At 65.0% G+C, this 13,950-nt stretch carries 12 protein-coding genes; 5 read left to right on the top strand and 7 right to left on the bottom strand.

Annotation, left to right across the window (positions count from 1 at the left end; translation table 11 throughout):
* Positions 1-73: 73 nt before the first annotated feature.
* The gene (locus L338_RS13215) at positions 74-1,072 is read left to right on the top strand and encodes an SDR family NAD(P)-dependent oxidoreductase (protein ID WP_022698870.1); all 999 of its coding nucleotides are present in this window, start codon (positions 74-76) and stop codon (positions 1,070-1,072) included.
* Here the strand turns inward: L338_RS13215 and galU are convergent.
* Both galU and glmS read right to left on the bottom strand, forming a co-directional pair.
* Positions 1,036-1,917 (bottom strand): UTP--glucose-1-phosphate uridylyltransferase GalU, encoded by an 882-nt coding sequence (gene galU, locus L338_RS13210; protein ID WP_022698869.1) that lies wholly within the window; start codon positions 1,915-1,917, stop codon positions 1,036-1,038. The two genes, L338_RS13215 and galU, sit on opposite strands and share 37 nt — an antisense overlap.
* A 53-nt stretch (positions 1,918-1,970) precedes the next feature.
* Entirely contained in the window at positions 1,971-3,788 is a 1,818-nt protein-coding gene (glmS, locus tag L338_RS13205) for a glutamine--fructose-6-phosphate transaminase (isomerizing) (protein ID WP_022698868.1), read from the bottom strand.
* Between the two features lie 115 nt (positions 3,789-3,903).
* Between glmS and glmM the strand changes: the two genes are divergently transcribed.
* Positions 3,904-5,250, top strand: coding sequence for a phosphoglucosamine mutase (gene glmM, locus L338_RS13200; protein ID WP_022698867.1), 1,347 nt, complete (start codon positions 3,904-3,906; stop codon positions 5,248-5,250).
* Here glmM and L338_RS13195 read toward each other — a convergent pair.
* On the bottom strand, positions 5,247-5,561 hold the full coding sequence (locus L338_RS13195; RefSeq protein WP_022698866.1) for a metalloregulator ArsR/SmtB family transcription factor: 315 nt from the start codon (positions 5,559-5,561) through the stop codon (positions 5,247-5,249). The genes glmM and L338_RS13195 overlap by 4 nt on opposite strands.
* 118 nt (positions 5,562-5,679) lie before the next feature.
* On the opposite strand from L338_RS13195, the gene L338_RS13190 reads away from it, so the two are divergent.
* Complete coding sequence (locus L338_RS13190; RefSeq protein WP_022698865.1) at positions 5,680-6,630, top strand: acyl-CoA desaturase; 951 nt, start codon at positions 5,680-5,682, stop codon at positions 6,628-6,630.
* 12 nt (positions 6,631-6,642) lie between these two features.
* On the opposite strand, the gene L338_RS13185 is transcribed toward L338_RS13190, so the two are convergent.
* Complete coding sequence (locus tag L338_RS13185; RefSeq protein WP_027068546.1) at positions 6,643-7,659, bottom strand: 2'-deoxycytidine 5'-triphosphate deaminase; 1,017 nt, start codon at positions 7,657-7,659, stop codon at positions 6,643-6,645.
* A gap of 86 nt (positions 7,660-7,745) precedes the next feature.
* Between L338_RS13185 and L338_RS13180 the strand changes: the two genes are divergently transcribed.
* A complete protein-coding gene (locus L338_RS13180) occupies positions 7,746-9,221 on the top strand; it encodes a TrkH family potassium uptake protein (protein WP_022698863.1) in 1,476 nt (491 codons plus the stop codon).
* Here the strand turns inward: L338_RS13180 and L338_RS13175 are convergent.
* Together L338_RS13175 and L338_RS13170 are read right to left on the bottom strand one after the other, a co-directional pair.
* On the bottom strand, positions 9,206-10,153 hold the full coding sequence (locus L338_RS13175) for an Hsp33 family molecular chaperone (protein WP_022698862.1): 948 nt from the start codon (positions 10,151-10,153) through the stop codon (positions 9,206-9,208). The two genes, L338_RS13180 and L338_RS13175, sit on opposite strands and share 16 nt — an antisense overlap.
* 5 nt (positions 10,154-10,158) lie before the next feature.
* The gene (locus tag L338_RS13170) at positions 10,159-11,361 is read right to left on the bottom strand and encodes an aspartate aminotransferase family protein (RefSeq protein ID WP_022698861.1); all 1,203 of its coding nucleotides are present in this window, start codon (positions 11,359-11,361) and stop codon (positions 10,159-10,161) included.
* A 202-nt stretch (positions 11,362-11,563) separates the two neighbouring features.
* On the opposite strand from L338_RS13170, the gene L338_RS13165 reads away from it, so the two are divergent.
* Positions 11,564-13,090, top strand: a complete 1,527-nt coding sequence (locus L338_RS13165; protein WP_022698860.1) for a tetratricopeptide repeat-containing sulfotransferase family protein — start codon at positions 11,564-11,566, stop codon at positions 13,088-13,090.
* Here the strand turns inward: L338_RS13165 and L338_RS13160 are convergent.
* Complete coding sequence (locus L338_RS13160; protein WP_051122794.1) at positions 13,087-13,887, bottom strand: ABC transporter permease; 801 nt, start codon at positions 13,885-13,887, stop codon at positions 13,087-13,089. The genes L338_RS13165 and L338_RS13160 overlap by 4 nt on opposite strands.
* Between the last annotated feature and the right edge of the window lie 63 nt (positions 13,888-13,950).

The raw sequence follows: 13,950 nt of genomic DNA, 5'->3' as shown, positions 1-13,950 counted from the left end.
GGGATCGGTTACCAAGCGCGGCAATCCATCACGCGGCGCAAGGGCCGCGCCTGACAGGAAATCTCGCAGCAAGATGAAAATTCTCGTCACTGGCGCCGCAGGGTTTATCGGCTTCCACGCTTGCCGCGCGCTGATGGCGCGCGGCGCGGAAGTCGTAGGCGTGGATGTCATCAATGATTATTACGATCCGGCCCTGAAACAGGCGCGCCTGGCCGAGCTTGGCCGTTCTGACGCCTTCTCCTTCGAAAAGCTGGACCTGGCCGATGCGGAGGTCACGGAGGCGCTGGTCAAGGCGGTGAAGCCCGAGCGGATCCTGCACCTCGCCGCGCAGGCGGGGGTTCGTTATTCGCTGGAAAATCCGCTGGCTTATGGCCGCTCCAACATGATGGGGCATCTGTCGGTGATCGAGGCCGCGCGGCGGGCCGAATGCGTGCGCCACCTGGTCTATGCCTCGTCCAGTTCCGTCTATGGCGAACGCGACGCCGCGCCGTTCTCCGAAGAGGACCGGGTGGATGACCCCGCTTCGCTCTACGCCGCGACCAAGCGGTCCGGCGAGCTGATGAGCAACGCCTATTCCAGCCTTTATGGCCTGACCCAGACGGGGCTGCGCTTCTTCACCGTTTATGGCCCATGGGGCCGGCCGGACATGGCTTACTGGCTGTTCGCCGAAGCGATGATGCGGGACGAGCCGATCCATCTTTTCAATGGCGGCGAGATGGTGCGCGATTTCACCTATATCGACGATGTCATCGATACGCTGGTCCGCGTCGTGGAAGATGCGCCGGAGAGCGGGCGCCACCGCCTGTTCAATATCGGCGGTTCACACGCGCGGCCGGTTCTGGAGCTGGTAACCGCGCTGGAAAAAGCCGTCGGCAAGCCGGCGCGGCGCGAAGACCTGCCGCGCCACAAGGGCGATGTGCTGACCACCTCCGCCGATGTGACCCATATCCGCGAGGCTTACGGCTTCGAAAACAAGGTCGCGCTGGAAGACGGGGTTTCGCGTTTCGTGGACTGGCTGAAGGAATGGCGCGCCGCTCAGGACGCGCCGTCCAGCGCATCCGCCAAGGCCTGACGGGCCTCCGCGCCCCATTCGGCATCGTTCAGGGCATAGGCCGCGATGGCGGTCAGGTATCCGATCTTGTTGCCGCAATCATATGAGCGGCCCTCATATTTCACGGCGTGGAAGGCTTGCTCCTCCATCAGCCGCGCCATCGCGTCGGTCAGCTGGATTTCGTTGCCCGCGCCGCGCCCCTGCGTCGCCAGTAGCTTGAAGATTTCCGGCTGCAGGATATAGCGGCCGGTAATGGAGAGGTTGGAGGGCGCGGAATCGACGTCCGGCTTTTCCACCATGCCCTTCATCTTGATGACGCCCTCGGTCCCGCCTTCAGGGTCGATGATGCCGTATTTGTTCACGTCCTCGCGCGCCACTTCCTCCACCGCGATCACGTTGCCGCCGCCCGATTGTTCGTAAGCGGCGGTCATCTGCGCAAGACAGGAGGGCGCGGCCTTCACCAGCACGTCCGGCAGCAGGATGGCAAAGGGCTCGTCCCCTATGACGTCGCGGGCGCACCAGATGGCATGGCCCAACCCCTTGGGGGCTTGCTGGCGCACGAAGCTCATGGAGCCGGGCTCGGGGATGGAGGCTTCCAGTTCCGCCAACACGTCGTCCTTGCCCTTGTTCTGGAGCGTGGTTTCCAGCTCATAGGCGCGGTCGAAATAGTCCTCGATCGCGCCCTTGTTGCGGCCGGTGACGAAGACCAGATGCTCGATCCCCGCTTCCAGCGCCTCGTCCACCACGTACTGGATGGCGGGGCGGTCGAAGACCGGCAGCATCTCTTTCGGGATGGACTTCGTGGCGGGCAGGACGCGCGTGCCGAGACCGGCGACGGGCAGGACCGCTTTGCGGACTTTTTTCATTTCATCACTCTTGCTGGGGGCCGTGTCCGGCACAGGGTAAAGCGCGGGGCGGGCTACTCAACCGTTACCGACTTGGCGAGGTTCCGCGGCTGGTCCACATCGGTGCCTTTCTCGACAGCCACGTGATAGGCCAGAAGCTGCACCGGGACGGCGTAGACGATGGGCGCGATCAGGGGATCGGCCTCTGGCGCGGCGATGCCGGCGGGCTCCAGGTCGGCCGCTTCCTTCAGGCCCTTTTCATCGGAAATCAGCACCAGACGCGCGCCGCGCGCCGCGACCTCCTGCATGTTGGAGGCGGTCTTGTCGAACAGCTTGTCGTGCGGGGCGATGACGATGACCGGCGTGCCGTCCTCAATCAGCGCGATGGGGCCGTGCTTCAGCTCGCCGGCGGCGTAGCCCTCCGCATGAATATAGCTGATCTCCTTCAGCTTCAGCGCGCCCTCCAGCGCCAGCGGGAAATAGACGCCGCGGCCCAGATACAGCACGTCCCGGGCGCGGGAGAGTTCCTGCGCCATGGCCTGAATATCGGTTTCGGTCTCCAGCGCCTTGTTCATCAAATGCGGCGCGTGCATCAGCGAACGGGCATGGGCGGTGGCCTCGTCTTTCGACAGCGCGCCGCGCTGCGCGCCCGCCGCCACGGCCAGCGCGGCAAGCGCGGCGAGCTGGCAGGTGAAGGCCTTGGTGGAGGCAACCCCGATCTCCGGCCCCGCCAGGGTTGGCAGGACGATGTCCGCCTCCCGCGCGATGGAGGATTCGGGCACGTTCACCAGCGCCGCGGTGGTCAGGCCCGCATCCTTGCAATAGCGCAGGGCGGCCAGCGTATCGGCGGTCTCGCCCGACTGGCTGATGAACAGGGCCAGCGCGCCCGTGTCCAGCGCCGGTTCGCGGTAGCGGAACTCCGAGGCGATATCGACCTCGACGGGAAGTTTCGCCACCTGCTCGAACCAGTAGCGGGCGATCTCGCCGGCGAAGCTGGCGGTGCCGCAGGCCGTGATAAGGACGCGGCTAAATTGTGAGAAATCCAGACCGTCGCGCAGGCTGATCGTCAGGTCCTCGTTCACATAGGCCGAGAGGGTGCGGGCCACCACCTCCGGCTGTTCGTAGATTTCCTTTTCCATGAAGTGGCGGTGATTGCCCTTGGCGGCCACGGCCTGATTGGCTTCCAGCAGCGCGACAGGGCGCGTCACTTCCTGATTGTCCTCGTCATAAACGGTTGCGCCGGCGCGCGTGGCGACCGCCCAGTCGCCCTCTTTCAGATAGATCACGCGGCGGGTCAGCGGGCCGACGGCCATGGCGTCCGACCCCAGATAGGTTTCCCCGTCGCCCAGCCCCACCACCAGCGGAGAGCCGCGCCGGGCGCCGATCAGAAGGTCATCCTCGCCATCGAACAGGAAGACCAGCGCGAACGCCCCTTCCAGCCGCGACAGCGCGCCCTGCACGGCTTCGCGGGGCGTTATTCCCTCGTCCATCGCCTGGTCGACCAGCACGGCCACCGCTTCGGAATCGGTCTGGGTGACGAAAGTGCGGCCCTTGGCGTGCAGCTCGTCCTTCAACTCCCGAAAATTCTCGATGATGCCGTTATGGATGACTGTGACACGGCCGGCGCGATGGGGATGGGCGTTTGTCTCATTCGGCGCGCCGTGCGTGGCCCAGCGCGTATGGGCGATGCCGATATGGGCGTCGACGGGATCGGCCTCGAATGCGGATTCCAGCGCCTTGATCTTGCCGGCGGCGCGCCGGCGCGCGGCCTTGCCGTCGTCCAGTACGGCCAGCCCGGCGGAATCGTAACCGCGGTATTCCAGCCGCCGCAGGCCGTCCAGAAGCCGCTCTGCGACCGGCTTGTCACCGACAATTCCGATAATTCCGCACATTGAACTGATCCCTTTAGCGATTCGTCAGGTCATGGACGCTATAACCCGGCAAAGGTAAATGGCGACCGAGTCATGTTGCCTGCAATTGAATTACGGCGAAAAAAGAGGCGCCAGAATGGAAAAACGCTATTTCGGAACCGACGGCGTGCGCGGCCTGACCAACAAGCCGCCAATGACCGCGGAAACCGCATTGCGCCTCGGCCAGGCGGCGGGGCGCTATTTCCGGCGCGATACGGGCCGCCGCCATTCGGTGGTGATCGGCAAGGATACGCGTCTTTCCGGCTATATGATCGAGACGGCGCTGGTGGCGGGTTTCACCTCGGTCGGGATGGACGTCTTCCAGTTCGGTCCGCTGCCGACGCCGGGCGTTGCGATGATGACGCGCTCGCTCCGCGCTGATCTCGGCGTGATGATTTCCGCCTCGCACAACGCCTATCACGACAATGGCATCAAGCTGTTCGGGCCGGACGCCTACAAGCTGGACGATTCCACGGAGCTGGAAATCGAGAGCCTGATGGACCGGGGGCTGGAGGAAGAGCTGGCCCCGGCCGACAAGCTGGGCCGAGCCAAGCGCGTGGATGACGCGCAGGCGCGATATGTGGAGATCGTGAAAGCCACCCTGCCGCGCCGCCTGCGCCTGAACGGGCTTCGCGTGGTGGTCGATTGCGCCAATGGCGCGGCCTACAAGGTCGCCCCGGCCGCGCTCTGGGAGCTGGGGGCGGAGGTTATCTCGGTCGGCGTCAGCCCGAACGGTTTCAATATCAATGACGAGGTTGGCTCCACCCATCCCGGCGCTATGGCCGCCAAGGTCAAGGAAATGCGCGCCGATATCGGACTGGCGCTGGATGGCGACGCCGACCGCATCATCGTCTGTGACGAGCACGGGGAGATCGTCGACGGCGACCAGATCCTCGCCCTGATCGCGCGGTCCTGGCACAAGCGCGAGCGCCTCGCCAAGCCCGGCATCGTGGCGACCATCATGTCCAATCTGGGGCTGGAGCGCTGCCTGAAAGAGGACGGGCTCGCCCTCGAGCGCGTGCAGGTCGGCGACCGCTATGTTGTCGAGAAGATGCGCGCCGACGGCTACAATCTGGGCGGCGAGCAGTCCGGCCATGTTGTGTTGTCGGACTTCGCCACGACCGGCGATGGCCTGATGGCGGCGCTGCAGGTGCTGGCCGCGATGGTGGAGGCCGACAAGCCGGCCAGCCAGATCCTGCGCCAGTTCGAACCGGCCCCTCAGATCCTGAAGAATGTCCGCTATAAGTCCGGCGCGCCGCTGGAGGCCGATGAAGTGAAAGAGGCGATCCGCGAGGCCGAAGCCGAGCTGGGCGATTCAGGGCGCCTCGTCATCCGAAAATCCGGCACCGAGCCCCTGATCCGCATCATGGCCGAGGGCGACGACGCCCGGAAGGTCGAGAAGATCGTCGACTCGCTGGTCGAAACGGTGGGGCGGGCGGCCTAGGGCTTCGCCTTTTTGCGGGCGATTTCCGCGCTCTCCCGGCGCAGGGGACGGCTGACCGGGCAGACCTGCTGGACATAATCGTTCAGCGTATTGGTCAGATTGTCCTGCACGATCCGGTAGTGAACGAACTGGCCGCGTTTTTCCCGCTCGACCAGACCGGCATTCTCCAGAATGCCGAGATGCTGGGACACGGCGGGTTTGGAAATTTCGAAACGCTCCGCGATTTCGCCGGCGGTCAGTTCCGACTCCGACAGATAGGCCAGAATTTTGCGGCGCACTTGCGACGCCAGGGCTTCAAACACGCGCTGCATCAACGAATCTCCATCATTCGACGATCATATAGAGATTTAAGAAATAAGTTAAATGATTGACTTTCAGCGATTAAGGAAATAAGGGATTACTTAAATATATAATTGCCTGGAGGCGGCGGTGTCGGAAGAACGCGATCCCTACAAGGTCAATTCCATCCACCAGACACAGGCGGCGGACGCCGTCAGGGGACGGATCAGGTGGAGCCCCGCCTATTCGATCTGGAACGGTGCCATGCTGGCGGGGGCCGCGTTTCTCGGGCCGCTCTTTTTCACGCTGGACGCTTTCCTTGTTTTTCTCGGGCTGACCGCGCTGACGCTCTGCGCGGGTCATTCGGTCGGCTATCACCGACTGCTGATTCACCGCAGTTTCAAATGCTCGAAACCGACCGAACATGTTCTGGTGTGGTTTGGCGCGATGGTGGGGATGGGCGGTCCGTTCTGGATGATCCGCACGCATGACATGCGCGACTGGGCGCAGCGCCAGCCGGACTGCCACGATTTCTATTCTCACCGGGCCGGGTTCTGGCGCGATGCATGGATGAACCTGCACTGCCGGCTGGAGCTTTATCATCCGCCGCGCTTCGATCCCGGCGAGACGGTGACGGGAGACCGCTTTTACCGCTTCCTCGAGCGGACCTGGATGCTGCAACAGGGCGTGTTGGCGGCGGTCCTGTTCCTCATGGGCGGTTTCGCATGGGTTGTGTGGGGCGTTTTCGTACGGGTCAGCCTGAGCGTGACCATGCACTGGCTGATCGGGCGTTACGCCCAGCGGGAGGGCCCGCAATCCTGGCTGGTCGACGGGGCGGGCGTTCAGGCGCATGACGTGCCGGTCGCCGGGTTCGTGACGATGGGCGAGGCCTGGCACAACAATCATCATGCATTCCCGGGTTCGGCCCGCCACGGCCACTATCCCGGACAGAGCGACCCCGGCTGGCGGTTCATCCAGTTGCTGGAGCGCATGGGTCTGGTCTGGGATATCCAGACGCCCGAGACGCTTCCTGCGCGGAAAGGCTTGTCGCCCGCGGGCGTTACGCTGGCGATGGAAAATATTGCCCGGCCCGGGGCCTGAAGGCGTCCCCGTCTAGCCCCACCCGCCGAAATGTTTCGAGAGTTTCAGGCCCTGGGCCTGGTAGTGGGAGCCGCTGGCGCCGTAGACGGCGTCCGCCGGGGCTTCCAGCGATTCATAGACAAGGCGGGCGGCGGCCTGTCCGTGCTCAAGCATGAAGGGCACATCGCGGCCGCGCACCTCCAGCACGGCGCGGGAGCCTGCGCCGCCGGCGGATTCCCAGCCGAAGCCGGGGTCGAAGAAGCCGGCGTAATGGGCGCGGAATTCGCCGATCTCGGTGGCGATGGGGGCCATTTCCGCCGCCTCATCCGGCGCGACGGAGGCGCTTTCGGCGGAGGCGAGAATATAGAATTCGTCCGGATCCAGAACCATGCGTCCGCCGCGCGCTGGCACCGGCTCCCAGAAATCGGCGGGATCGTGACCGCCCAGATTCTCAAGATCAATCAGGCCGGAATGGCGGCGCGCGCGATAGCCGATGACTCCGGACTCGCCGCCCGTCAGGTCCACGCCCAAGGTGATTTCCTTCAGCGGCGCCGGGCTTCCGCGGCGCAGGCGGATCTGCGCCAGACGCGCGCCCGGCCGCACCAGGACAGAGAAGGTGCGCGGGCTGATTTCCAGATAGAGCGGGCCTTGATAGCCGGCTGGCGCGGCGTCGAAGGCCTGCGCGCCGTCTGTGATGACGCGCGTGAACACGTCGATACGGCCGGTGGAGCTTTTCGGGTTGGCCGCGCCGGAGACGTCTTCCGGAAGGGCCAGACGCTCGGCCAGCGGGACAAGATAGACGCAGCCCGTCTCCAGAACCGCGCCTTCGCTGAGGTCGATCCGGTGCATGACGATGTCGCCGTTCAGGCGGTCTTCCACCGTGCGTCCCGCGCCGGGCAGGAAACTGGCGCGCAGCCGGTAGGCGGTGCGCCCGAGCCGCAGATCAAGGCTGGCGGGCTGGATCTGGCCCGGCTCGAATCCGTCTGTGGCGGCAAGCGCGCCGCTTTCGATCATCTGGGCCAGGGTCTGGCTGGGGAGTATGCCTGTCATGAAATGGCGCTGTTGTCCCGACTCGCGCTTGGGCGCGTTGTCGAACAGGCTTAAGGTCGAACGGCGCGGGGGATCAAGCGCGCCGCGTGTTTTTCGGGGGAAACCAGCTCAACGTGATGGATGTACGGCCCGTTATGCTGGTGATCGGCGTGCTGCTGTCCGGGCTGGGCGCGGCGATGATGCTGCCGATGCTGGCCGACCTGATCGCCGGGTCGAAGGACTGGCGCGCCTTTGCGACGGGCGGCGGGCTTTCGATGTTCCTGGGCGGCGGGCTGGCGCTGGCCAATTGGGGGCATGGCAAGCGCCTGACTGTGCGCACCGCCTTCCTGCTGGTCTCGCTGACCTGGGTCCTGCTGGCCGCGTTCGGGGCCATTCCCTTCGTGATCAGCGATCTGGGCCTGTCGGTCACCGATGCGTTTTTTGAGTCGACATCGGGCCTGACCACCACCGGGGCCACGATTCTGACCGGCCTGGACGACATGCCGCCGGGCGTCCTGCTGTGGCGGTCCATCCTGCAATGGATGGGCGGCATCGGCATCATTGTCACCGCGCTGGCCGTTCTGCCCATGTTGCGGGTCGGCGGGATGCAGCTGTTCCGCCTCGAATCCTCCGACAAGTCGGAGAAGATCCTGCCCCGCGCCACCCAGATCGCCGCCTTTATCGGCGGCATCTATATCGCCCTGACCATGGCCTGCGCCATTTCCTACTGGGCGACGGGCATGAGCCTGTTCGACGCGGTGTGCCACGCCATGACCACCATCGCCACGGGCGGGTTCTCCACCTCCGACCGCTCCATGGGCGCGTTCATGACCGGCGGGGCGGATATTGTAGGGACGATCTTCATGTTCGCGGGCGGCGTGCCGTTCGTGCTCTACATGATGGCGGCGCGCGGGCGGCCCGACGCCTTCCTGACCGACTCGCAGGTGCGGGTCTATCTGGGCATTTTCCTGACCGTCACGCTGATTCTGACCTTCTATCTGTGGCTGGCGGAAATCCATCAGCCGGTGCGCGGGGTGCGCCTGGCCGCGTTCAACGCGGTGTCGATCATGACCGGAACCGGCTACGCCACGGCCGATTATGCGCTGTGGGGCGGGTTCGCGAACGCCTTCTTTTTCTGCCTGATGTTCATAGGCGGGTGCGCGGGATCGACCTCCTGCAGCATCAAGATCTTCCGTTATCAGATCGCCTTTCTGGCGCTGAAAACCTATGTGCTGGAGATGGCGCGGCCCAACGTGGTGGCGCGGCTGAAATATAATGGCCGCGTGGTGCCGGAGGACACGATCTTCTCGGTCCTCAGCTTTTTCTTCCTGTTTTTCCTGTGCTTTGCCGCCCTGGCCATATTCCTGTCCGCCATCGGGCTGGACCTGGTGACCGCGCTGTCGGGCGCGGCGACCAGCGTTGCCAATGTCGGGCCGGGGCTGGGGACGATCATCGGGCCGGCGGGCACGTTCCAGCCGCTTCCCGACGCGGCGAAATGGGCCATGGCGGCGGGGATGTTCGTCGGCCGGCTGGAGGTCGTGACCGTGCTGGTCCTGCTGTCGCCCGCCTACTGGCGCGGCTGACCGGGGGCCAGTTCCGCCGCGTCGAAAGCGTATTGCGTATTGCAATATTCGCAGGTCGCGCTGACCGCGCCGTCCTCCACCATCTCCCCGATTTCCTCTTCGGAGAAGCTGGACAGAAGATTGCGCACGCTGTCGCGGGAGCAGCGGCACTCGAACCGGATGGCTTGCGAATCCATCAGGCGCACGCCGTCTTCATGGAACAGGCGGAACAGCACGCGTCCGCCGGAAAGCTCCGGATCGCTCAGCTCGTCATCGGCCAGGGTGTCGAACAGGGCGCGGGCCGTGTTCCACGCCTCGCCCGCGTCGCCGCGCGCATCGTCGGCGGCGATCTGCTGGATCATCATGGCGCCGCCGCGCCAGTGCGTGGCTTCGCCCCCGCCCTGCCAGCGGCCAATGGCGGACTTGATGCGGGTGGGAATCTGCTCCGACTGGGCGAAATAGGCTTCGGCGGCTTCGGCGATCGTCTCGCCTTCCAGCGGCACAACGCCCTGATAACGGTCCATGTCCGGACCCTGGTCGATGGTCATGGCCATCGTGCCTTCGCCAAGAAGCGCGCCCAGCCCCTCCTGAGCCGCCTCGATGGCGGCGTCCACGCGTTCGGGGTCCAGCTTCACATAGGCGCGGATGGCCCCGCTGGTGGCGTAATCCGCCACCAGGAAGGACACCGGCCCGTCGCCGCTGGCCTGCAGGATCAGCCGGCCGTCGAATTTCAGCGACGCGCCGATCAGAACCGTGATCAGCACCGCCTCGCCCAGCAGCCGGGCGACCGGCTCCGGGTAGTCGTGGGCGGTGAGAATCTGGTCCAGCGCCGGGCCCATGCGGACCACGCGGCCGCGCACGGGCTGTTTTTCAATCTGGAACGGCGCGACGGTGTCGTCGGTCGCAGCCAGATCGTCCAGTCCGGCGGGGCTGTTGGAACGCGGCGTATCCATGCGGGTCAGTCCGACAGTTTCTCACGCGCTTTGGCGAACGCGCGGTCCAGTTTCTCGACCGCTTCGCGGGCGTGCTTTTCCTCGATGATCAGCGGCGGCGCCATGCGCAGCACATTGTCGCCGGCCGCGCCGACCAGCAGCTTCTCATCACGCGCCAGCGCGGCGACGTCCTTGTTCACCACGCGCTCGTTCAGCTTCAGGCCCATCAGCAGGCCCTTGCCGCGCACGTCCTCGACCAGGTCGGAATATTCATCGGCCAGCCCGGCCACCTGCTGGCGCAGGAAGTTGGACACCTTCACGACGTGGTCCATGAAGCCGTCCTTGGTCAGCTCGTCGATGACCACGTTGCCGACCGCCATGGCCAGCGGATTGCCGCCGAAGGTGGAGCCGTGGGAGCCGATCTGCATCCCGGCCGCCGCGGCGTCGGTCGCAAGGCAGGCGCCCATCGGGAAACCGCCGCCCACGCCCTTGGCCACCGCCATGATGTCCGGCCGCGCATCGTCCGCGCCGGCCCATTCATAGGCGAACAGCTTGCCGGTGCGCCCGGCGCCGCATTGCACCTCGTCATAGATCAGCATCAGGCCGTGTTCGTCGCAGAGATCGCGCAGGGCGCGCAGGAATTCCTCGGGCAGGGCGCGAACGCCGCCTTCGCCCTGCACAGGCTCAACGATGATCGCCGCGGTTTCATCGGAAATCGCTGCTTTCACAGCCTCCAGATCGCCAAATTCGACCTGATCGAAACCGGGCATGGCGGGGCCGAAGCCTTCGAGATATTTCGGGTTGCCGCCGGCATTGATCGCGCCATAGGTGCGGCCATGGAAAGCGCCGGTGAAGCTGATGATCCGGTAACGCTCGGGATGGCCGTTCACGAACTGGTATTTGCGCGCCGTTTTCAGCGCGCATTCAATCGCCTCGGTTCCCGAATTGGTGAAGAAGACGCGCTCGGCCCAGCCGGTCGCCTTGATGTATTTGTTCGCCAGTTCAACCTGCCCCGGCACGCGGAACATGTTGGAGAGGTGCCACAGCTTGCCGGCCTGCGCCGTCAGCGCCTCGACAGCTTTAGGATGGGCGTGGCCCAGCGCGTTCACCGAGATGCCGGCGATGAAGTCGAGATATTCCTCGTTATCGTCGCTGTAGAGATAGACCCCCTTGCCGTGATCGAAAACGACGGGCGGCGGGGCATAGGTGTCCATAAGGGGGGCGGGCATGAAGCGTCTCCATGTGCGTTAGATCGCGGCGAGCCTCACCACGCTCTTATCGGCGGGTCAAGATCGTCTCTGCGGCCATCGCGCGGCCATCGCGCAGCCTCGCGGGATGACAAGGCGCCTGCAAGACGATTAAGAAGGCGCGCAAACGACGCGGCGACAGGCCAAAGGCGGGCCGCGAACTCCCGGGGGAAGACGTAAGATAATGAGCAACAAGCAGGCAGGCGCGAACGGCAATCAGGAGCGCGGCGGCAAGGTGCCCGCCGTCAAGGGGGCGCAGGCCGCCGTGAAGAACGGCGAACCGGCGCAGGCGGTTCAGATCATCCGCCGGGCGCTGGAGCAGCCCGAAGCCATCCGCAAGGGGGCGTGGGGGCCGCTGGCGCATCTGGCCGGGGACCTTCGCGATTCCGGCGCCGCTGTTCAGTGCGCGATGAAAAGTCAGGAAGAGGATCCGCGCGATCTCAACCGGGTCTATCAGCTCTCCCATTACCTGATCGAATTCGGCCGCGACGAGAAGGCCCTGGAAGTCCTGACCCGGCTTGAAAAGCAGAATCCGGGCTACGCCAAGCTGAAGCTGCGCGCCGCCGTGGCGCTGGCCCATCTGGGCCGGTTCGACGAGGCGCGCGCCAAGCACGAGGAAATCCTGGAGCTGGAGCCGAATTCGGCGGAAAGCTGGTATCAGCTGGCCGTGCTCAAGGGCCTGTCGAAGGATGAAGGCGCCCGGTTCGACCGCTTCATGGACGTCTACCGCGCCGCCGGCGATTCCGATCCCAAGCAGACGGCGCTTTTTGAATTCGCGCTCGGCGTGATGAATGACCGCGCCGGAGACACGGATTCATCGTTCGAGCACTTCTCGAAGGCCAACCGTCTGTTCGCCTCCACCGGCAATTACGATCCCGCCCGGGTGCGCCAGTTCGCGGACGCGTCGCGGCAGGCGCATTCCGCCGAAGCCATGGCGAAAGGGGCGGAGCAGGGGCGTCACGACAGCACGCGCCCGATTTTCGTTGCGGGGACCGCGCGCTCGGGCACGACGCTGCTGGAGCGCCTTCTCTCGGCCCATAGCGGGGTTGCGGGCGGGGGCGAGCTGGGCGCGCTGCGCGTGGCCGGCTACCCGATCGAGGGCCGCGCCCCGGATCAGGTCGCCCCGACCGAGCAACCCACCCCTTCGGGCGATCATTCTTCATGGCGCGCGCTGGGCGATTTCCACCTGCGCCTGCTGACCGAACGCTTCGGTTCGGAAGGCAAGGTCGTGGACAAGGCGATCTTCGTTCCGTTCCGCATGGGTTTCATACTGGCCCTGTACGAGAACGCGCCGGTCATCTGGACGCGACGCGATCCGCGCGATGTCGCCTGGTCGATCTTCCAGCGCCGCCTGTTCCAGCAGGACTGGAGCTGGAACATGGAGCATATCGCCTCCCGCATCGTGGAGGTGGAGCGGTTCGAGGATCATTTCAGCGCCATCGCGCCGGAGCGGATCCTGAACGTCAGATACGAAGACCTCGCCGCCAATCCGGGCGAGTGGACAGACAGGATTCTGGAGCATTGCGGCCTGCCGCACGAAGCTGTGGAGGAAACCTTCCACCAGCAGGACGGCCCGGTGGCGACGGCGTCGGTGGAGTCCGTGCGGGAGCCGATCTCGACCAAGTCGATCGGCAGCTGGCGGCGCTACGAGAAGCACATGGGCGAATTTATCGAGGCCTACCGCAAGTTCGGCGGCCGGGAAGCGCTCTAGCTTTTCAGCCGCCAGCCGGACTTCAGCAGGCCCAGCGTGATCGCCAGACAGGCGATATTGGCCACGCCCACGATGATGACGCCGACCATGACCGATCCGTCGGCATGACCGGTGAAGCCATATCGGAACCCGTCGATCACGTAGAAGACCGGGTTGAAATGATTGGCGGTCTGGAAAGCTTCCGGCAGGCGGGAGATCGAATAGAAACTGCCCGACAGGAATACCAGCGGCAGCATGATGAAGTTCTGCACCATCGCCATATGGTCGAACTTCTCCGCCCATATGCCGCCGATCACGCCCAGCATCCCCAGCAGCAGCGACGCGCCGACTCCGAAATACAGAACGGCCCACCAGTGGTCGGGAACGATATTGATGAAGGGCGCAATCGTGGCCGCGGTCACCGCCGCCACGACAATGCCGCGCGTCGCCGCGCCCAGAATGAAGGCGGCCGCCAGCTCGCCCGCGGCCAGCGGCGGCATCAGGAAATCGACGTCATTGCCCTGAACCTTGGAGATCAGCAGCGATGAGGCGGAATTCTGGAAGGCGTTGGACAGGATCGCCATCATGATCAGGCCCGGCGCCAGGAATTGCGGATAGGGAATGCCCGCCACCGCCGTGCGCGACCCGGCCAGGGCAATGGTGAAGACCACGATATAGAGAAGCGTGGTGACAACCGGCGCCAGCACCGTCTGGAACGTCACTTTCAGGAAGCGCAGGACTTCCTTCTTGTAGAGCGTCCAGAACCCGATCCAGTTGACGGCGGGGAAATTGCGGGGCGGCCGGATGGCGTCGGTCATGGCGGGTTCTGTCATGACGGGTCAGGTAGCGCCGGGACCGGAGCCCTGCAAGGGCGCGTCCTT

The organism is Euryhalocaulis caribicus, assembly GCF_000412185.1.
Classification (GTDB): Bacteria; Pseudomonadota; Alphaproteobacteria; order Caulobacterales; family Maricaulaceae; genus Euryhalocaulis; species Euryhalocaulis caribicus.
This window is presented reverse-complemented; position numbering and strand designations above follow the sequence as displayed.

Excerpts from the sequence above, each read along its gene's own strand:
- L338_RS13215 (WP_022698870.1), top strand. The coding sequence starts at position 74 with ATGAAAATTCTCGTCACTGGCGCCGCAGGGTTTATCGGCTTCCACGCT.
- L338_RS13175 (WP_022698862.1), bottom strand. The coding sequence starts at position 10,153 with ATGGATACGCCGCGTTCCAACAGCCCCGCCGGACTGGACGATCTGGCT.
- L338_RS13185 (WP_027068546.1), bottom strand. The coding sequence starts at position 7,659 with ATGACAGGCATACTCCCCAGCCAGACCCTGGCCCAGATGATCGAAAGC.
- galU (WP_022698869.1), bottom strand. The coding sequence starts at position 1,917 with ATGAAAAAAGTCCGCAAAGCGGTCCTGCCCGTCGCCGGTCTCGGCACG.
- L338_RS13165 (WP_022698860.1), top strand. The coding sequence starts at position 11,564 with ATGAGCAACAAGCAGGCAGGCGCGAACGGCAATCAGGAGCGCGGCGGC.
- L338_RS13160 (WP_051122794.1), bottom strand. The coding sequence starts at position 13,887 with ATGACCGACGCCATCCGGCCGCCCCGCAATTTCCCCGCCGTCAACTGG.
- glmS (WP_022698868.1), bottom strand. The coding sequence starts at position 3,788 with ATGTGCGGAATTATCGGAATTGTCGGTGACAAGCCGGTCGCAGAGCGG.
- L338_RS13195 (WP_022698866.1), bottom strand. The coding sequence starts at position 5,561 with ATGCAGCGCGTGTTTGAAGCCCTGGCGTCGCAAGTGCGCCGCAAAATT.
- L338_RS13170 (WP_022698861.1), bottom strand. The coding sequence starts at position 11,361 with ATGCCCGCCCCCCTTATGGACACCTATGCCCCGCCGCCCGTCGTTTTC.
- glmM (WP_022698867.1), top strand. The coding sequence starts at position 3,904 with ATGGAAAAACGCTATTTCGGAACCGACGGCGTGCGCGGCCTGACCAAC.